The following is a 16,732-nucleotide window of genomic DNA, read 5'->3' on the forward strand; positions in this document are numbered from 1 at the left end:
GTTCGTCTCAAGAGGGCTGTCCGCCGTGGCGGACCTGTGGTTGGTGGAGCTGGCGGGAATCGAACCCGCGTCCTCGAGCGTCGAACCAGGTCTTCTCCGGGTGCAGTCAGTGATGTCGCTTTTCTCGGCCCCGGCGCTCGCACAGACACGTCGCCGACAGGCTCAGCCAGGAAAAAGTCCCGATCAATCCTCCTGACAGGAATTGATCAGCAAGCCTTCTGAATGAGGCCAGGGTCCGGGACGAAGGCGGATGCCCGGTCTGACCCTTCGATCACTGCTCAGGCAGCGAGAGCGAAGTCGTTGCGCTTAGAGTCGGCAACTATAGTTTTCCAGCGATCGTTTACGAGATGACGCTGGCTTCTCGACCCGCTTCCCCTGGAACTAACGTCCCAAGTCGAAACCGATCAGCCCCTCTTGAATTGTCAACGTCTCAACCCTACGCCACGGCTCATTCATTCCCCAACGGGATTGTCCTGCGTCACGTATGACCGTCACTGGTCACTGCGACCGAAGAGCTCGGCGCCGTTGTGCCAGAGCACCCGGGCCAGCCACTCGTCGCCGAGACCGAGCTGTTCGATCGCCTCGATCTGGTGGGCGTAGTCATAGGGGATGTTCGGGAAGTCCGAACCCAGCAGCACCTTGTCGGCGAGGTCGACCAAGCGTGGTTCCAGCTCGACCGGGAACGGCCCGCCCATCTCGGCGAAGAAGTCGGTGAACGCCATCGTGGTGTCCAGGCGAACGTTGGGATAGCGCTCGGCCATCGCGATGAACTCGGCATACTCGGGAGCACCGAGGTGGGCCATCACCAGGGCCAGGCGCGGGTGCCGCTCGAGCAGGGTCTCCACGGGTCCCGGGCCGGTGAACTCGGTCGGCACCGGGCCCGAACCGGCGTGCAGCACGATCGGGGTCCCGGCCTCGGCCAGCACGCCCCAGGCGTCGTCGAGCAGTGGGTCGGTGACCCAGAACGCGCCCACCTGGACGTGCACCTTGAAGAGCTCGACGCCGGCCTCGATCCGACGGCGTACGTAGTCGGCGGCACCCGGCTCGGGGAAGAACGTGCCGCAGCGCAGGGCGGCGGGGAATCGCTGCGCGAAGCCCACCGACCACTCGTTGAGGAACTCGGCCATCCCCGGGCGGTGGGCATAGGTGAGCTGGGAGAAGTGGCGTACGCCGAACCCCGTCAGCGTCTCGACGAGCTCCTCGTCGGTGCCGCGATAGCGCAACGGCCAGGGCCGACCGATCAGCGGGCCCGCGGTCTCGAACACGGCACGCACCTTGGTGCCCATCGGCTCGGGATAGAAGTGAGTGTGCAGGTCGAAGAGGCCGGGGATGCCCAGCCGGTCGAGGGTGTCGATCACCGCATGCCCTTGAGCCTGCGCCCGACCTCGATCTCCTTCTCACGGTTCGCGGTGCGCTCGGCGATGGTGTGCCGCTTGTCCCACGACTTCTTGCCCTTGGCCAGGGCGATCTCGACCTTGGCGCGGCCGTCCTTGAAATAGAGCGACAGCGGGACCAGGGTCAGGCCCTTCTCGCTGACCTTGCGCTCGATCTTGTCGATCTCGACGCGGTTGAGCAGCAGCTTGCGCTTGCGGCGCGACATGTGGTTGGTCCACGTGCCCTGGGTGTATTCGGGGATGTGCACGTTGAGCAACCACACCTCGCCGTTGTCGACCTCGGCGAAGCCGTCGACCAGCGACGCCCGGCCGGCGCGCAACGACTTCACCTCGGTGCCGACCAGGACCATGCCGGCCTCATAGGTCGTCTCGATGTGGTAGTCGTGCCGCGCCTTCTTGTTCTGCGCGACGATCTTGGTTCCCTGCTCACGTGGCATACCGATGATTGTCTCAGGTGCGGCAACCGGTTTGGGTCACAGCCAGTTCATCGGGTTGGTGGGGGCGCCATCGACCATCACCGTGAAGTGCAGGTGGCAGCCGGTCGACCACCCGGTGGTGCCGACATAGCCGATCAGCTGACCGCGGGTGACGCGACTGCCGACCGAGACGGTGTAGCGGGTCGCGTGGTTGTAGATCGTGGCCAAGCCATGGCCGCGCTGGTAACCGTTGTCGACGATCAACCGGTTTCCCCAGGCTGACTGGAAGTACTTCTCCACCACTACGCCGTTGGCCGCGGCATAGAGCGGCTGCCCGCAACCTGCGCCGAAGTCGACTCCGTCGTGCAGCGAGGTGTAGCCATAGATCGGGTGCACCCGGTAGCCGTAGGGCGAGGTCACCCGGCCGTTGACCGGATAGCTGAGATAGCCGCCTGAGGAGCGCGGAGCCTTGGCGGCCCGGCTGGCGAGGGCCTTGCGCCGGGCCTCGGCGGCGCGCTTGCGCAGCATCCCCTGGATGCGTGCGTCCTCGCGCTCGACCGTGGCCAGCACTGCCTTGTCGCGGTCGCGCACCTTCTGCGCCGCTGCCGCGACCGTCGAACGGTCGGAGACCAGCGAGGCGACTGCCGCCTCTTCCTTGGCAGCCTTCGCCTCGAGGCGACGCATCAGCTTGAGGTTGTCGGCGGCGGCCTTCCGCTTCGCGGCGACCTTCTCCTTCTTCTCCTCGACCTTGGTCTCCTTGACCCCGAGCAGGATCTTGGCGGCCTCGAGCTCGGTGAGGACGGCGTTCTCCTTGTCCAGGATCGCGTCGGTGGCAGCCAGGCTGCGGGTCAGGTCGCCGGGGTTCTGGGAGCTGAGCACCGCGGTGACGCTGGCGAGGCGGGGGTCGCCCTTCTCGTAGGTCGCGGCGACTCGGTCGGCGACCTTCTCGGCCTTCCACTCGACGCGGCGCTCACCCTTCTTGAGCTCCTCGCGTGCGGACTTCAGGTCGGCCTTGGCCTGGTCGAGGGCGGCCTGGGCGGCGACGTCGCGCGCCTTGGAGGCGGACAACTCGCCGCGGGTCTCCCCCAGCTTGGCCTGCGCGGTGTCCAGCTTCTTCTGGGCCCGGCGCAGGTTGATGGTCGCCTGCCGCAGCTCCGTGCTCGACTCGTCGAGGTCGTGGTGCGCCTGCGTCTTCTGCTTCTTGACCTCGCGCTGCTTGTCCTTGAGGTCGTCGGCTTGCGCGAGCGGGGCGAGCATCAGACCGATGATGACCAACGCGGCACTGAGCAGTGCCACGAGGCCTCGCCGGTCATCGCTGGGGAAGTAGCGAGACACAGTTGGAGCCTTTGTTCGGGGAAGTGAACGACTCGACGTTAGACGACGCGGGTCAGACTTTGAGGTATTTGCGCGTCAACAGGAGAGTCGGAATCAGGGTGAGCAGTGGACCGATGACCGCAACCCACACCACCGCGTGCGCATAGTCACCCCAGCCGACCCATGGCAGGAAGGTGATCTGGGGCTCCACGCCGTCCTTGATCCCGAGCTGCATGAAGACGGCCAGCGCACCGGCTGCCATCGCCACACCAGCGAACGCCGTGACCAGTGCCTCGAGGAGGAACGGCAGCGAGATGTAGAGGCTGGAGGCGCCCACGAGTCGCATGATGCCGATCTCGCGTCGACGCGCGAAGGCGGCCAGGCGGATCGTGTTCGCGACCAGGAGCAGCGCGGCGAAGATCAGGAAGCCGGCGACACCGATCGCGCCCTTCTCGAGGACGTCGATGGCCTTGAAGATCGGACGGACCTCGTCGCGCAGGTCGCGCACGTAGTAGACGCCGTCGAGTCCTTGGACGGCGCTGATCACGCTCTCCGCGTCGTCCTGGCCCTTGAGGTCGATCCAGATCGACTCGCGCAGGTCGTCGGGTCCGAAGCCGGAGGGCAGCGTGGCCTTCTGGTCCTTGGAGAAGATCTCCTTGGTCTTCTCGTAGGCGGTCTCCTGGGACTCGACGCGATAGCCGTCGGTGCCCGGGTTCTTCTTGACCGCCTCGAGGATCGCGTCCTTCTGGGCGTCGGTGACCTTGCCGGAGCAGTTCTGCCCCTGGATCTGCTTGTTGCACATGAAGACGGTGATCTGGTTGAGGCTGCCGAACTGTTCCTCGGTCTTCTTGGCCTCGGTGTTCAGGAGCACGCCCAGACCGACCAGGGTCAGCGAGACGAAGAGGGTCAGCACCACCGCGATGTGCATGGTGAGGTTGCGCCGGAGTCCTTGTCGGAGCTCGGAGAAGACATGGCGAAGCTGCATGAGTGGGGGCTCCTCTTAGTTCTGGTAGCCGTAGATGCCGCGGGCCTGGTCGCGCACGACCTTGCCGCCTTCGAGCTCGATGACCCGCTTGCGCATCTGGTCGACGATCCCGGCATCGTGGGTGGCCATCAGGACGGTGGTTCCGGTGCGGTTGATGCGGTCGAGCAGCTTCATGATGCCGACCGATGTGTTGGGGTCGAGGTTTCCGGTGGGCTCGTCGGCGATCAGGATCATCGGCCGGTTCACGAAGGCGCGAGCGATGGCGACGCGCTGCTGCTCGCCACCGGACAGCTCGTCGGGCATCCGGTCGCCCTTGCCCTCCAGCCCCACCAGCTCGAGCGTCTCGGGCACCACCTTGTCGATGGTGGACTTCGGCTTGCCGATCACCTGCAGGGCGAAGCCGACGTTCTCGGCGACGGTCTTGTTCTGGAGCAGGCGGAAGTCCTGGAAGACGGTGCCGATCTGGCGGCGCAGCCGGGGCACCTTCCACCCCGCGAGCCGGCTGATCTCCTTGCCGGCGACGTAGACACGACCGGACGTGGCGCGATATTCACGCAGAGTGAGGCGCAGGAAGGTCGACTTGCCGGAGCCGGACTGGCCGACGAGGAAGACGAACTCGCCCTTCTCGATGTCGACGGACACCTGGTCGAGGGCTGCGCGGGCCTGGCCCGGGTAGGTCTTGGTGACCTTTTCGAAGCGAATCACTGGATGGAGTCTAGGTGAGGGGCCAAGGTCGATCGGGGAGGCGGCGTACGCCGTGGTGTCGCCCGTGGTGTTGCCCGTGGTGTCGGCGGTGGTGTTGCTGGGAGGCCGCCGGGCGTGGGGATAGCCTTTCGGCCATGTCCTTCCTCGGCCGACTCCTTCCTGCCGCGGCGACCGTTGCGCTCCTGTCCCCCTTGTTGGTGGCGTGCTCCGGGGACGACGCCGAGAAGGAGCCAGGTCACGAGCCCACCAGCCTGGCCGAGTTCGACGCCTCGTCGGTGCGGGTGGACCGGAGCGACTTCTGCGAGCGCTTCTCCGACGAGGCAGTCGCCGCGTCCGTCGGCACGGTCGAGGAGACACGGCACTATGGCAACGGCGAGTCGGCGACCCTGACCGACGGCGTGAAGGACGTGAGCCACGAGTTCAACTGCACGTTCGTCGGCGCCGACGGCCGGATCGCGCGGGCCTGGGTGTTCGTCCCCCAGGTCCCACCGGCGCGGGCCGAGTCGCTGGTGGCGGATGCGAAGAAGAAGCGGACCGGTTGCACGCCCAACGCCGGTGGCGGGTTCGGCTCCCCGGCCGTCGGCAGCGTGTGCCGGACCGAGGACGGCTCGCAGGCGACGTACGCCGGGCTGTTCGTCGATGCCTGGCTGTCCTGCTCGCTCAGCGTCCCGGACGCGAAGGCACCTGCCCCCGAGCTGCGCGCGAGTGCCGGCGAGTGGTGCGTGGAGGCAGCGCAGGCGGCGAGCTCCCCCGCTGCTTGAGGACCTCAGCGGTGGACGACCTCGCAGCCGTACAGCCGCGGGTTGGCGCCGGCGCCCTTGATGTAGACCTCGTCCCGCCCGGTGCCGCAGTGGACGGTGTCGGCGTGGACACCACGGCGGACGACAACCATGTCCTGTCCGGGACCGGCATGGACGTAGTCCAGACCGGATCCGGTGTCGATGGTGTCGTAGCGGGGCCCACCGTAGAGACGGTCGTCCCCGGCGTCACCGTAGATCTGGTCGTCGCCGTCCCCACCGTAGATGTGGTCCGCGCCCTGATCGCCCCGAAGCTCGTCGTGCAGGTCGTAGCCCAAGATCGTGTCGTTGCCGCCGTACCCGTTGATCCGGTCGACTGTGTTGGTGCCATGCAGCACCTCGCCCAACCAAAAGGCCCTGCTGGCGTGCGCCGTACCGGCGGTGCCCAGAGCAAGGATGCTGGCGCTGGTCAGGACGAGGACTCCGGAGAGGGCTTTTCGCATGCACGTTCATTGCCCGCGCATGGAACGGGTCAAACCTGCGACTGCCGAGGCGAACTAGCTGTTCTGGTCGGCGCCGCGACGCCAGCGGATGCCGGCCTCGAGGAAACCGTCGAGGTCTCCGTCGAAGACCGCCTGCGGGTTGCCCGACTCGAAGGTGGTCCGCAGGTCCTTGACGACCTGGTAGGGGTTCAGCACGTAGTTGCGCATCTGGTCCCCCCACGAGGCCTGGACGTCGCCCTTGAGCTCGTCGAGGTGCGCCTTCTCCTCGGCCTTCTTCAACGCGAGGAGCTTGGCCTTGAGCACGATCATCGCGCTGGCCTTGTTCTGGAGCTGGGACTTCTCGTTCTGGCAGGAGACCACGGTGCCGGTGGGGATGTGGGTGAGCCGCACCGCCGAGTCGGTGGTGTTGACCGACTGGCCGCCGGGACCGCCGGAGCGATAGACGTCGACGCGGATCTCCTCGTCGGGTACGTCGATCTCGTCGGTCTGCTCGAGTACCGGGACGACCTCGACCGCGGCGAAGCTGGTCTGGCGTCGGCCCTGGTTGTCGAAGGGGCTGATCCGCACCAGGCGGTGGGTGCCGGCCTCGACGCTCAGAGTGCCGTAGGCATAGGGCGCACGCACGGCGAAGGTGGCGGACTTGAGCCCGGCCTCCTCGGCGTAGGAGGTCTCGAAGACCTCGACCGGATAGTTGTGCTGCTCGGCCCAGCGGGTGTACATCCGCATCAGCATCAGGGTGAAGTCGGCGGCATCCACGCCACCGGCTCCGGCGCGGAGGATCACCAGCGCCTCGCGGGCGTCGTACTCACCGGAGAGCAGGGTGCGCACCTCGAGTGCGTCGACGGCGGCGCGGGTCTTGCCGAGCTCGCGCTCGGCTTCGGCCATGGTGTCGGCGTCGCTCTCCTCCTGGCCCATCTCGACGAGGACTTCGAGGTCGTCGATGCGCTCAGCGAGGTTGGTGAAGCGATCGAGCTCACCGTTGAGCATGGAGAGACGTCCGGTCACGCGCTGGGCGTTGTCCTGGTTGTCCCACAGGTCGGGCGCGGCGACCTGCTCGCCGAGGTCCGCGATCTCCTCGCGCATGGAGTCCAGGTCGAGCACCTGCTCGATGGTGTGCATCGTTGCCCGGAGCTGCTTGATCTCTGCGTCGAAGTCTGTGCCTGCCACAAGGGTTGAGCCTACGTCACCGACCTGACCAATGGCTCATCACCAGCCTTCGGCCTGGTGGCCCGGGGCGATTGACGGGCACTGGTTGGATGGAGCCATGAGCACCCCGCAGCGTCCCGCGCGCCCGGCACGTCCCCTCGTCGAGCTGGTCGTGGAGTCGACCGAGTGGTTGAGTCCGCACCTGGTCCGGGTGGTCGCGGGCGGGTCCGGCTTTGCCCAGCTCACCGACAACGGGTCGACAGATCACTACGTGAAGATCCAGTTCGAGGACGTGACGCGGACCTACACGCTGCGCTGGGTGGATGCGGCCGCGCAGCGCCTCGCGATCGACTTCGTCGTGCACGGCGACCAGGGACTGGCCGGTCGTGGGCGGCATCGGCGCAAGCAGGCGACGTACTCCGCTTCTCCGGCCCGGGCGGCGCGTGGTCACCGGACCCGACGGTCGACTGGCACCTGTTTGCCGGGGACTCCTCGGCGCTGCCCGCGATCGGCTCCGCCTTCGAGGCCCTGCCCGCGGATGCTCGCGGCGTCGCGCACCTGGTCGTAGAGGACTCCGTGGAGGTCATCGACCTGCCCGCGCCCGAGGGTGTCGAGCTGCGCTGGCTCTTCCACTCCCCTGCCGGCAGTGACCCGTCACTGCTCGCAGCCAGCATCGCCTCGACGCCGTGGCCCGAGGGTCGGGTGGGGGTCTTCGCCCATGGTGAGCGCGAGTCGATGAAGGCGATCCGTGCGCTGCTCCGCGAGCGGAGCGTGCCGCGTGGGGACATCTCGCTGTCGGGCTATTGGGCACTTGGGCGCACGGAGGACAGGTTCCAGGCCGAGAAGCGGGAGCCGATCGGCAAGATCGAGGACTGACCGGGCCGGGGTCTGAGGCTCTACACCCCTAGGGGTGTAGACACGCACCGTAGCGTCGTAGGTATGAGTGCAATAACGGTGGCCTTGGTGAATGACTACGAAGTCGTCATTCGTGGGCTGGCGAACATGTTGCGCAACTACACCTCCGAGGTGTCGATCGTGGAGCTGGACGCGAACAAGCGCGTCGGCAGGCCGGTCGACGTCGCGCTGTATGACACGTTCGCCGCCACCCAGGGCGATCGCGACGAGATCCGGCGGCTGATCGCCAACCCGGAGGTCGAGCGGGTCGCGGTCTACACGTGGAACTTCACGCCGCACCTGGCTGATGACTCCATGTCCCACGGGGTGTGTGGCTATCTGTCCAAGGGGCTGCCGGCCCGAGAGCTCGTCAAGGCGATCCAGCAGATCCACGAAGGCCAGGTCGTCGTCTCACCCAAGCCCTCGCACAGCGGTGCCGCCGCCACCGGCGGTGACTGGCCCGGCCGCGAGGAAGGCCTGACCGAACGCGAGGCCGAGGTGCTGGCCCTGATCACCCAGGGCTTCGACAACGCGGCCATCGCTGACCGCATGGGCCTGTCACCCAACTCGATCAAGAGCTACATCCGGACCTGCTATCGCCGCATCGATGTGGCCAACAGGTCCAACGCCATCCTGTGGGGCGTCAAGCACGGCTTCACCCCCGATCACCTGCGCATCACGGACACCGCAGACATCAACCGAACAGAGGACAAAAAATGATCATTCTTGGCGTCGTACTTCTCATCCTCGGCCTGCTGGTCTCCGGCCTGAGCATCCTCAAGACCATCGGGATCATCCTGATCCTCGTCGGCCTCGTCCTCAACGTCGTCCCGATCGGCGGCACGCGCCGCCGGGTCTTCTGAGCCGTCCATTGCATCCCTTGCAACGCCCTGCAGGCGTCATCGCCTCAGGGCAGGCCGAGCCAATGACTCGGGAGGTGCACTTTGACCTCAACCGCGTGTCCGGCTCCGCCACTGCGGCGGGAGCCGGAGTGCTGAGCGTGTCCGATCTCGCAGAGCTCGGAACGCTGCTGCAGAACTCCCTTGCCGAAGGCTGCACGAGCTTGGTCCTCGACCTGGCTCACTGCACCGATTTTCCTCCGCATGCCGCAGGCCTCCTGAACAGGCTGGCCGACGAAGCCCATGCGGTGGGCGGTCGGCTCGCGGTCCACGGGGTGCCGTCCTTCGACGCGATGATGCTGCGCGCCGATGGGCTCGCACCCGCCATCGACATCGTCCTGCGGGACGCTGCGATGCCGATCGAGGCGTCCCCGGGCGAGCTGGGAGCGACTGCATGACGTTGGCCGAGATGGGCAGGCCCGGTCCTGGACCATACAGCCAGATTCTCAGCCAGGACCCGATCGCGGTCCACGTGCGTGTCGGGCGGGCTCGCCTGACCGCCACCGCTCACGCGACCCGGACCACACGGTTCGGCGAGCAGGTGCTCGTTTCACTCAGTGGTCGCCTCACCTGGGTCGGGGCCCATCGGATCGAGGACGAGGCGTCCCGTCCCGAGGAAGGCGCGGCACAGCCCGGGGCGTAGCCAGCGGCCGGCTCACTCGTTGCTGAGTCACCTGATTCCCCACGAGGAGCCGCCACGCTGTGCGACGTACCACTGGACTTTGTGCCCTGCTCGCTGCTGCCGTCCTCGGCACCGGGTTCCTGACCGCCGACCCCGGTCGCGGGGTGTCAGCAGAGGCCGCAGCGCCGGCCCCGAGTACCCAGCGCGACGTGATGTTCGTCGGCAACAACTGGGCCGGGACCGCGACGGTCGTCGACGCCCGGACCTACAAGCCGATCAAGACGATCAACATCGTTCCTGACAAGCAGCAGGAACTGAAGGACATCTATCTCAACCCGGTGCGGCTGCTGCTCTATCTGGCAGTGCAGCAGGTTGTGGCCGAGGGCCACGACCAACTCGTCGACGACATGTTCACCACTCCCGACGGGAACCTGGTCGCGGTCTCACGCCCGAGCTTCGGCGACGTCGTGTGGATCGACCTGGCCACCAACAAGATCGTCGCCGAGCAGCAGATGGACGGGTTCCGGACCGACCACATGCAGGTCTCCCCCGACGGCAAGCGGCTGCTGGTCTCCGACTCGACCTCCAAGCAGGTCATCGAGTTCGCCCTCGGCGGACGCGGCCAGTCGTGGACCGGGAAGCGGATCCGCACGTTCACCTCGGGCGAGACCCCGCACGAGAGCAACTACACCAAGGACGGCGAGCGGATCTTCCACGCCAGCATCGGCCGGGTCTACACGCCCCTCGACGCGGGCGAGCTCGGCCCACTCGGTGACCTGATCAAGGCCGACCGCTGGTTCCAGATCGTGCGGAACTCCGACTTCAAGGTCCTGAAGCGCTGGGACATGGGCAAGGAGCTGGCCGAGTACGGGCTGAAGAACATGAGCTCCGCGGTCCGTCCGATGGCGATCTCCCCCGACGAGCGCTATGTCTATCTCCAGGTCTCGTTCTTCCACGGCTTCGTCGTCTTCGACACCCAGGCCAAGGACGCCAACGCGACGGTCGACTACACCTTGGGCGGGCTGCCCGAGCCTCGGACCGGCAAGGTCATCCGCACCGTCAACCTGCGCCAGAGCGAGGCGGTCAAGAAGATGTTGCGCGAGCAGTACACCCTCGACTCCGCACACCACGGCCTCGCCATCGACCGGACGGGCAAGAAGCTCTGCGTCGCGGGCACGATGTCCGACTATGCGGCACTCGTCAGCACCGACGGCAAGCAGCGGACCTACTTCGAGGGCGGGAGCAAGCCCTATTGGGCGACCACCAGCCCCTTCAACAACACCTGCTGGGTCTCGATGAGCGGCACCGATCAGGTCTTCGTCATCGACTATGCGACCCGGAAGGTGATCCGGAAGATTCCCGTGGGCACCCACCCGCAACGGGTCCGCGAGGGTCACCTGAGTGTGCGGGTGCAGCAGGCCTGGGGCAAATGACTCAGGTGCTGGCGAACAGCTGGACGACGTAGTACTTCCCGCCAGCCTTGTAGGCAGAGATCGACATGTAGCGGAAGCTCTTGCTCAAGATGTTCTTGCGGTGTCCCCAAGAATCCATCCAGCCATCCACCACAGCCTTGCCGGTGGGGAATCCGACGGCGACGTTCTCCCCAGCCGTGCGCAGGTTGCACTTGCGCATGATCGGACCGAGATCCTGGTGATAGATCCGGCGCGCTTCGCCCATCCGCTTGGCGTGCGCTCTCGCGAACGTGGCCAGGCACTTGCTCGTCCGCAGCTTGGCCAGCCCACGCTTGGCGCGCTCGGCGTTGGTGGCGTTGTAGGCGTCGAGCCAGTAGGACCCACTGGTCGCTGCCGCCGGGGCTGGCGCCGGCGCGGCAACCGAGCTCGCCGCCGAGAGCGGCAGCAAGGCGAGAGCGAACAGGATGACCGAGATCAGACGTAGCGTCCTCATGCACACCACGGTAGGCATCCGAACCTGGAAATCAACATCCCGGAGTCGGCGTGGGCAACTGCGCCCGCCTAGGACTCGATCGTCGGAATGCACCCCATGTCGCGGGGATAGCCCGGCGGCTTGTCGCCATACCACTCTGCTTCTCGACCGCCCATCTCCAAGAGCGCAGTCAGGATCGAGAGCGGGTTGTCGAGTCGCAGCTCTGGATGCGGCCCCACAGGGGTCAGCGAGAAGGTGTCGCCCTGGTGGAGAGCCAAGGTCTCCCTGACCCATTCGCTGTCCCACCCGCGGATCTGCACGCGGTCTTCGAGCTCGCCGCGCCAGAAGACGGCGACCCAGAAGTGCCGCCCGGAGAGCCGCCCCTTGACCCAGAAGCCCTTCGCCTTGATGAGTAGCGATCCCCCGAGCGGGTTCGGGTTCACGTCGTTATGGCCATACATGCCGTTGTCGCTGTAGCCCCGCGCGTGGATCATCTGCTTGTCGATGCGCCCGTCTTCGCCCGTGCACCGCTTGATGAGCTTGCTCATGTCGTCCATCTGGGTCCCCCTTGGTCGTGAAGCACGATCGTCGCAGCGACCACCGACACTCGGCCGAGAGTGCGTGGATTGAGCGTCAACCGCCGAGGACCAGCGAGGAAGTTCCGGTCGACGAGACCCGCGAGTCGGTGACGCCCTCGACCATGATCGGCAGCTCCATCGCCGCGCTGAGTGTGACGACGACGGTGTCCCCCTCGACGGCCACGTCCCATGCCAGCGACTTGAAGTCCGCGTAGGCACCGACCTGGTTCAGGTAGTCGCCAACTGCCTGCCGGGCGGTCCGCTCGTCTAGTTCCACCCGGTCCTGGCCCAGGCCCTGGTCATAGCCCTGCTCGCCCTCGATGGTGGCGCCCGCCAAGGCTGCACCGTCGGCCAACGTGTCCAGGCTCTGTCGGTTGAGATAGGCAGCCGAGGTGTCCACCACCACGCCCACCGCCATCAGCAGGATCAGCGCGAAGCCGACGATCAGCACCGTGACCTGACCGGCCTCCTCACCCCTGTTCATGACGCTGCCCGGTATTTCCCGTAGGGCACGCTGTGCTTCGCGTCGAGGCGGAACGACGGCGCCCCTCCACCGAGCACGTCGGGGGCCAGCGGCAGCCGGATCTGGGTCCGCACGATCACGGTGATCACCGAGCCGGGTTGATGGCAGTTGCCACGCCCGGCGGAGCAGTTGATCTCCAGGCTGAACGCGCCCGGCTCGACTCCTTGGTCGCGCAGGCTGACCTCGGCCGCCAGACGGGCCTGCCGTTCCCCCGCCTCCTCGCTCTCCGCGATCGAGAACGCGCGTCCGGCCGCGCGGCTGGCGGCACTCGTGCCGAATGCAGCGCTCTGGACGGTGAAGACGGAGATCAGCACATAGACCAGCGGGACCATCAAGAGGATCGAGAGCCAGGTGACCTCGACCAGGGCGCTGCCGTCTTCGTCGCACTCGCGACGGTTCGAGCGGTTCAGGCGGTTCATGGCGCGCCTGCTTCGTCGGGGTCCTGCTCCACGATCGCGTGGCCCTCGACCTCGATCCGGATCGCCGGCCCCCACAACCCCAACGGCGGAACCTCGGCGGAGACCGTCACCTCGATCATCTCGGTCCCGTCGACGACGGTCTGGCGAGCTCCGACGTCCTTGGCGAAACGATCTGCGATCACGTTGCCGATCTGTTGGCGGGTGTACGCCGCGCCGTCCTCGGGACCCCGATCGAGCACCGAACCGTGCCGCGCCCCCTCGGTGGCCGCAGCCGTCAGCGTGTTGCGCACGTGCAGCACGATCGCCAGCTGGAGGATCCCCAGGACCAGTGGGATCAGGACGACCAGCACCAGCACGAAGTCGACCACGGCCGACCCGCGCTCACTGCGGAGGCGTCGAGGCCTGATCTCAGCCTCCCACCGAGTTGAGCGCATCAACCAGCATCTGTTGGAGCCTCGGGCCGGCCACGAGGGTCAAGGCGCCCACGATGCCGGCGGTCATCACCGTGATCATCACCCAACCGGGGACGTCTCCCTGCTCGTCGCGGGCGCGCACCCCGATGCCGACGTAGAGCCGCACGAACAGCTCGTTCCACTTTTCCATCCCGAGAACCTTTCCTATGGAGCTACAAGATTGAGGCCGATCACTCCCGGCCAGAACGCGAACACGACTGTCACCGGGAGGACCAGGAAGACCACCGGAACCATCATCAGGGTCTCCTTGCGGGCACCCGACTCGATCAACTCGCGACGCCCTGCTTCACGTACGTCGGCTGCCTGGGAGTGCAGGACATCGGCCAGGGGCGTGCCGCGTTCGATGGCGACGGCCACGCCGGAGGCGAACCGGCTCACCACCGGAAGCCCACTACGGCTCGCCAGGTCGTCGAAGGCCGCACTGACCGGCTGCCCCGTGCGGATCGCGGCCAGCACCCGCGACAGGTCCTCGCTCAGGGCGCCGCGGCTGCGGCGTACGACTCTGTCCAGCGCCGCGACCGGACTCTCCCCGGCAGCAACCGCCAGTGCCAGCAGCTCGGCCACCGTGGGGAACTCCACCAGTACCTGTTGGTCGCGCTTGCGTGCCCGAGTGGACAGGTTGTTGTCGCACAGGATCACCCCACCGGTGAACCCGACGGCGCACAGGAGCAGGAACGGAAGGAGCCGGCCCGGGGTCTGCCAGACCTGGAAGGCCGAGGAGGCCGCCACCAGCGTGAAGCCCGCGACTCCCCACAGCACCTGCTCGATGCGGAACTCCTGGACGCTCTTGTCGATGGCGGAACGTTCGAGGCGACGCCGCACCGACGCCGATCCGCCGAGCACGCTCTCCACACCGTCCGCCGCCCTGCGCAGCACCGGTCCGAAGACCGAGCCGACGACACCGGTGGGCTCACCCACGGATCGCCGCTCGACCGACGGCAGGTCGCGCACGTAGGGCAGCACCCGCGTGCCCAGGTCAGTGCGACGCAACGAGACAACGCGGGTGCCGAACAACAGCACCCCCAGCGCGGCGACGCCGCCCAGCAGCGCGCCCCAGATCGTCGCAGTCATTCGAGGATCCGCCGTTCAAGCGGCAACCGGCCGATGCGCATCATCAGCCAATAGGCGAACACACAGCAGAAGGCGCCGATCGCCAGGACCAGCATGCCGACGGGCGAGCGATAGCGCTGGATCACCTCCGGCTGGAAGCACAGGATCAGCAGCACCAGCCATGGTGCGGCGACGGCGAGCTTGGCGCCGTTGACCGTCCACGCCTGGCGGGCCTCGAGCTCGGAGCGCGTGCGGGCATCGTCGCGCAGGTGACCCGACAGGCTGCGCAACAGGCGACCGAGCTCACCACCGCCGACCTCACGGGCGATGCGCAGCGCCTCGACCACGCGATCCCCCACCGGGTCGGCAAGCTCGGCCTTGAGCCGTTCGAGGGACTCGCCGAACCGTCCGGTCACCTGGTAGTCGAGGGCGAAGCGAGCAAAGGCGGGCTGCAGCGCCTCGGGACCGCGCGAGCCGAGCTGGGCCAACGCCTCGGGGAGCGACATGCCCGCCCGGACCGCGGAGGCAAGGTGATCGACCGCCTCCGGCCACACCTCGGCGAACTCCTTGCGGCGCTTGCGCGCTCGACCCCGCACCACCGCAATGGGCAGATAGGCCGACATCACGCCGAAGACCAGTGCCACCGGGAAGGTGCGCGAGATGACCTGCACGAAGAGGAGTCCGGCGATCCCCATAACCACACAGAGAAAGACGAGGCTGCGGCTGGTCACCGATGACATGCCAGCGCTGATCAACCACTGATCGATGCGTGCCGGCCCTTTCGTCGTGCGCACCGTGGTCCGCGGAATGGTGAACGCCGCCCAGACCAGGGCCAGGCCCAGTCCGAGCACGAGACCGATCAACGCACCCATCGCTCAACCCGCCCGCACCAACTGGTGCACGTCGATGCCCATCCGCTCGAAGGCCTCGACTCGTGGCGGCATCCCGCCGCGCGAACGCAGGGTCTGACCATCGCGGACGAAGATCTGCTCGGCTTCGATGATGCCGTTCTCCACCCGGCCGGGCACCGAGACGATCTCGTTGACGTGCCGGTTGCCCTGGGCGTCGAGGCCGAGGTGAACCACGATGTCCAGGCTTGAGGCCACGGTCGGCAGGACGAAGCCTGCTGAGATGTTCTCACCGGCCAGGAGCGGCAGCGTGCAGACCTTCATCAGCGCCTCACGCGCGCTGTTCGCGTGGATGGTGCACATCCCCGGCAGACCAGCGTTGAGCGCGAGCAACAGGTCAAGGCACTCCTCGGCGCGGACCTCGCCCACGATAATCCGACTCGGGCGCATCCGAAGGCTCTCCTTGACCAGGTCGCGGAGCCGCACCTCGCCGGTGCCCTCGAGCCCGGCCTGCCTGGTCTGGAGGGGAACCCAGTCGGGATGCTGGAAGCGCAGCTCGAAGACCTCCTCCACCGAGATCACCCGGTCTCCACCGGGGATCGCCGAGGCGAGACAGTTCAGCAGCGTGGTCTTGCCGGCCTGCGTGCCGCCGGCGACGAGGATGTTCAGGCCCGCGCGCACGCAGGCCTCAAGGAACCCTGCTGCCTGCGGGGTGAGCGAGCCGAGCTCAACGAGGTCGTGCAGGCGACTCGCCCGCATCGTGAACTTGCGGATGTTGATGGCGGTGAAGCCGCGCGAGACGCCCTCGAGGACCACGTGCAGCCGGTGTCCCTCGGGGAGCATCGCGTCGACGAACGGTGTGGAGATGTCGAGTCGACGTCCACTGGACTTGAGCATCCGCTCGACCAGCTCGGTCACCTCGGCCGCGCTGAGCACCGTGTTGGTGAGCTCGTGGCGACCTCGTCGCGCGATGAAGACCTGGCTCGGATCGTTGATCCAGACCTCCTCGACGCTCGGGTCGTCGAGATAGGGCTGCAGCGGACCGAACCCGGAGACCCGGGCCACGATCTCGCCGACGATTGCCTGCGGGTCCGGCACCGGCGCGACCTGGCCGGTGAGACTGAGCTCGTCGTGCGCCCGGACCACGTCCTCGGCGATCCGACGCACCACCAGCGCCTCCGCCTGCGGGTCGACGCCATCGCGGCGGACCACCTCGCGCACGCGCGCGTCGAGCGTCTGCACCAGTGAGGCGTGCGCGTCGGCGTACGTCGATGTCATGCCGGTCCCCGTCCCGAGATGAAGGTTCCTGTGCGGCAGTATGCGTGACGCGTGCCCGCCTTGG

At 67.1% G+C, this 16,732-nt stretch carries 24 protein-coding genes and 1 other RNA gene; 8 read left to right on the forward strand and 17 right to left on the reverse strand.

Annotated features, from left to right (window positions below; translation table 11 throughout):
• Window positions 1–41: 41 nt before the first annotated feature.
• The 6 genes from ssrA to ftsE form a co-directional block, all read right to left on the reverse strand.
• Window positions 42–412: a transfer-messenger RNA gene (gene ssrA, locus BJ980_RS06590) on the reverse strand.
• Between the two features lie 79 nt (window positions 413–491).
• Complete coding sequence (locus BJ980_RS06595; RefSeq protein WP_343047718.1) at window positions 492–1,358, reverse strand: amidohydrolase family protein; 867 nt, start codon at window positions 1,356–1,358, stop codon at window positions 492–494.
• Complete coding sequence (gene smpB / locus BJ980_RS06600) at window positions 1,355–1,831, reverse strand: SsrA-binding protein SmpB (protein WP_179501558.1); 477 nt, start codon at window positions 1,829–1,831, stop codon at window positions 1,355–1,357. Before smpB ends, BJ980_RS06595 begins: the two co-directional genes overlap by 4 nt.
• 36 nt (window positions 1,832–1,867) lie before the next feature.
• Window positions 1,868–3,145 (reverse strand): peptidoglycan DD-metalloendopeptidase family protein, encoded by a 1,278-nt coding sequence (locus tag BJ980_RS19415; protein ID WP_179501559.1) that lies wholly within the window; start codon window positions 3,143–3,145, stop codon window positions 1,868–1,870.
• Between the two features lie 52 nt (window positions 3,146–3,197).
• Window positions 3,198–4,109 (reverse strand): permease-like cell division protein FtsX, encoded by a 912-nt coding sequence (ftsX, locus tag BJ980_RS06610; RefSeq protein WP_179501560.1) that lies wholly within the window; start codon window positions 4,107–4,109, stop codon window positions 3,198–3,200.
• Window positions 4,110–4,124: 15 nt separating this feature from the next.
• A complete protein-coding gene (gene ftsE, locus BJ980_RS06615; RefSeq protein WP_179501561.1) occupies window positions 4,125–4,814 on the reverse strand; it encodes a cell division ATP-binding protein FtsE in 690 nt (229 codons plus the stop codon).
• A 134-nt stretch (window positions 4,815–4,948) separates the two neighbouring features.
• On the opposite strand from ftsE, the gene BJ980_RS06620 reads away from it, so the two are divergent.
• A complete protein-coding gene (locus BJ980_RS06620; protein WP_179501562.1) occupies window positions 4,949–5,575 on the forward strand; it encodes a hypothetical protein in 627 nt (208 codons plus the stop codon).
• A gap of 5 nt (window positions 5,576–5,580) precedes the next feature.
• Here BJ980_RS06620 and BJ980_RS06625 read toward each other — a convergent pair whose 3' ends face one another.
• Both BJ980_RS06625 and prfB read right to left on the reverse strand, forming a co-directional pair.
• A complete protein-coding gene (locus BJ980_RS06625; RefSeq protein WP_179501563.1) occupies window positions 5,581–6,054 on the reverse strand; it encodes a calcium-binding protein in 474 nt (157 codons plus the stop codon).
• 54 nt (window positions 6,055–6,108) lie between these two features.
• Entirely contained in the window at window positions 6,109–7,221 is a 1,113-nt protein-coding gene (gene prfB / locus BJ980_RS06630; protein ID WP_179501564.1) for a peptide chain release factor 2, read from the reverse strand.
• Between the two features lie 97 nt (window positions 7,222–7,318).
• Here prfB and BJ980_RS18885 point away from each other — a divergent pair, with 97 nt between their 5' ends.
• The 7 genes from BJ980_RS18885 to BJ980_RS06660 all read left to right on the forward strand — a co-directional run bounded on the left by BJ980_RS18885 (window position 7,319) and on the right by BJ980_RS06660 (window position 11,048).
• Window positions 7,319–7,768, forward strand: coding sequence for a siderophore-interacting protein (locus tag BJ980_RS18885; protein WP_246279936.1), 450 nt, complete (start codon window positions 7,319–7,321; stop codon window positions 7,766–7,768).
• Window positions 7,708–8,076, forward strand: a complete 369-nt coding sequence (locus BJ980_RS18890; RefSeq protein ID WP_343047907.1) for a siderophore-interacting protein — start codon at window positions 7,708–7,710, stop codon at window positions 8,074–8,076. Before BJ980_RS18885 ends, BJ980_RS18890 begins: the two co-directional genes overlap by 61 nt.
• An 87-nt stretch (window positions 8,077–8,163) precedes the next feature.
• Complete coding sequence (locus BJ980_RS19420) at window positions 8,164–8,814, forward strand: LuxR C-terminal-related transcriptional regulator (protein ID WP_218855430.1); 651 nt, start codon at window positions 8,164–8,166, stop codon at window positions 8,812–8,814.
• Complete coding sequence (locus BJ980_RS06645) at window positions 8,811–8,957, forward strand: hypothetical protein (protein WP_179501566.1); 147 nt, start codon at window positions 8,811–8,813, stop codon at window positions 8,955–8,957. Before BJ980_RS19420 ends, BJ980_RS06645 begins: the two co-directional genes overlap by 4 nt.
• Before the next feature lie 137 nt (window positions 8,958–9,094).
• On the forward strand, window positions 9,095–9,391 hold the full coding sequence (locus BJ980_RS06650; RefSeq protein WP_179501567.1) for an STAS domain-containing protein: 297 nt from the start codon (window positions 9,095–9,097) through the stop codon (window positions 9,389–9,391).
• Window positions 9,388–9,636, forward strand: a complete 249-nt coding sequence (locus BJ980_RS06655; RefSeq protein ID WP_179501568.1) for a hypothetical protein — start codon at window positions 9,388–9,390, stop codon at window positions 9,634–9,636. The genes BJ980_RS06650 and BJ980_RS06655 overlap by 4 nt, the downstream gene beginning before the upstream one ends.
• A gap of 59 nt (window positions 9,637–9,695) precedes the next feature.
• Window positions 9,696–11,048, forward strand: coding sequence for a YncE family protein (locus BJ980_RS06660; RefSeq protein WP_343047720.1), 1,353 nt, complete (start codon window positions 9,696–9,698; stop codon window positions 11,046–11,048).
• Between the two features lies 1 nt (window position 11,049).
• On the opposite strand, the gene BJ980_RS06665 is transcribed toward BJ980_RS06660, so the two are convergent.
• From BJ980_RS06665 to BJ980_RS06705, 9 genes are all read right to left on the reverse strand, one after another.
• Complete coding sequence (locus tag BJ980_RS06665) at window positions 11,050–11,520, reverse strand: CAP domain-containing protein (protein ID WP_179501569.1); 471 nt, start codon at window positions 11,518–11,520, stop codon at window positions 11,050–11,052.
• A 68-nt stretch (window positions 11,521–11,588) separates the two neighbouring features.
• Window positions 11,589–12,047 carry a hypothetical protein gene (locus tag BJ980_RS06670; RefSeq protein WP_179501570.1) on the reverse strand — a complete coding sequence of 153 codons (459 nt, stop codon included), beginning with the start codon at window positions 12,045–12,047 and terminating at the stop codon, window positions 11,589–11,591.
• Window positions 12,048–12,132: 85 nt separating this feature from the next.
• Window positions 12,133–12,561, reverse strand: a complete 429-nt coding sequence (locus BJ980_RS06675; protein ID WP_179501571.1) for a pilus assembly protein TadG-related protein — start codon at window positions 12,559–12,561, stop codon at window positions 12,133–12,135.
• Window positions 12,558–13,019, reverse strand: a complete 462-nt coding sequence (locus BJ980_RS06680; protein ID WP_246279937.1) for a hypothetical protein — start codon at window positions 13,017–13,019, stop codon at window positions 12,558–12,560. The genes BJ980_RS06675 and BJ980_RS06680 overlap by 4 nt, the downstream gene beginning before the upstream one ends.
• Window positions 13,016–13,387: a TadE family protein gene (locus tag BJ980_RS06685; protein WP_343047721.1), complete on the reverse strand. Its 372-nt coding sequence runs from the start codon at window positions 13,385–13,387 to the stop codon at window positions 13,016–13,018. Before BJ980_RS06685 ends, BJ980_RS06680 begins: the two co-directional genes overlap by 4 nt.
• Window positions 13,388–13,427: 40 nt before the next feature.
• On the reverse strand, window positions 13,428–13,622 hold the full coding sequence (locus BJ980_RS06690) for a hypothetical protein (protein ID WP_179501573.1): 195 nt from the start codon (window positions 13,620–13,622) through the stop codon (window positions 13,428–13,430).
• A 14-nt stretch (window positions 13,623–13,636) separates the two neighbouring features.
• Window positions 13,637–14,563 (reverse strand): type II secretion system F family protein, encoded by a 927-nt coding sequence (locus BJ980_RS06695; RefSeq protein WP_179501574.1) that lies wholly within the window; start codon window positions 14,561–14,563, stop codon window positions 13,637–13,639.
• Window positions 14,560–15,414, reverse strand: a complete 855-nt coding sequence (locus BJ980_RS06700) for a type II secretion system F family protein (protein ID WP_179501575.1) — start codon at window positions 15,412–15,414, stop codon at window positions 14,560–14,562. The genes BJ980_RS06695 and BJ980_RS06700 overlap by 4 nt, the downstream gene beginning before the upstream one ends.
• Window positions 15,415–15,417: 3 nt before the next feature.
• Window positions 15,418–16,668: a TadA family conjugal transfer-associated ATPase gene (locus tag BJ980_RS06705; RefSeq protein WP_179501576.1), complete on the reverse strand. Its 1,251-nt coding sequence runs from the start codon at window positions 16,666–16,668 to the stop codon at window positions 15,418–15,420.
• Between the last annotated feature and the right edge of the window lie 64 nt (window positions 16,669–16,732).

It is taken from the genome of Nocardioides daedukensis (genome assembly GCF_013408415.1).
GTDB lineage: Bacteria > Actinomycetota > Actinomycetes > Propionibacteriales > Nocardioidaceae > Nocardioides > Nocardioides daedukensis.

What these genes read in the sequence shown, in the direction of transcription:
- smpB (WP_179501558.1), bottom strand. Translation starts at nt 1,831, where the DNA reads ATGCCACGTGAGCAGGGAACCAAGATCGTCGCGCAGAACAAGAAGGCG.
- ftsX (WP_179501560.1), bottom strand. Translation starts at nt 4,109, where the DNA reads ATGCAGCTTCGCCATGTCTTCTCCGAGCTCCGACAAGGACTCCGGCGC.
- BJ980_RS06620 (WP_179501562.1), top strand. Translation starts at nt 4,949, where the DNA reads ATGTCCTTCCTCGGCCGACTCCTTCCTGCCGCGGCGACCGTTGCGCTC.
- BJ980_RS06625 (WP_179501563.1), bottom strand. Translation starts at nt 6,054, where the DNA reads ATGCGAAAAGCCCTCTCCGGAGTCCTCGTCCTGACCAGCGCCAGCATC.
- BJ980_RS18885 (WP_246279936.1), top strand. Translation starts at nt 7,319, where the DNA reads ATGAGCACCCCGCAGCGTCCCGCGCGCCCGGCACGTCCCCTCGTCGAG.
- BJ980_RS06645 (WP_179501566.1), top strand. Translation starts at nt 8,811, where the DNA reads ATGATCATTCTTGGCGTCGTACTTCTCATCCTCGGCCTGCTGGTCTCC.
- BJ980_RS06655 (WP_179501568.1), top strand. Translation starts at nt 9,388, where the DNA reads ATGACGTTGGCCGAGATGGGCAGGCCCGGTCCTGGACCATACAGCCAG.
- BJ980_RS06665 (WP_179501569.1), bottom strand. Translation starts at nt 11,520, where the DNA reads ATGAGGACGCTACGTCTGATCTCGGTCATCCTGTTCGCTCTCGCCTTG.
- BJ980_RS06670 (WP_179501570.1), bottom strand. Translation starts at nt 12,047, where the DNA reads ATGAGCAAGCTCATCAAGCGGTGCACGGGCGAAGACGGGCGCATCGAC.
- BJ980_RS06675 (WP_179501571.1), bottom strand. Translation starts at nt 12,561, where the DNA reads ATGAACAGGGGTGAGGAGGCCGGTCAGGTCACGGTGCTGATCGTCGGC.
- BJ980_RS06680 (WP_246279937.1), bottom strand. Translation starts at nt 13,019, where the DNA reads ATGAACCGCCTGAACCGCTCGAACCGTCGCGAGTGCGACGAAGACGGC.
- BJ980_RS06690 (WP_179501573.1), bottom strand. Translation starts at nt 13,622, where the DNA reads ATGGAAAAGTGGAACGAGCTGTTCGTGCGGCTCTACGTCGGCATCGGG.
- BJ980_RS06695 (WP_179501574.1), bottom strand. Translation starts at nt 14,563, where the DNA reads ATGACTGCGACGATCTGGGGCGCGCTGCTGGGCGGCGTCGCCGCGCTG.
- BJ980_RS06700 (WP_179501575.1), bottom strand. Translation starts at nt 15,414, where the DNA reads ATGGGTGCGTTGATCGGTCTCGTGCTCGGACTGGGCCTGGCCCTGGTC.
- BJ980_RS06705 (WP_179501576.1), bottom strand. Translation starts at nt 16,668, where the DNA reads ATGACATCGACGTACGCCGACGCGCACGCCTCACTGGTGCAGACGCTC.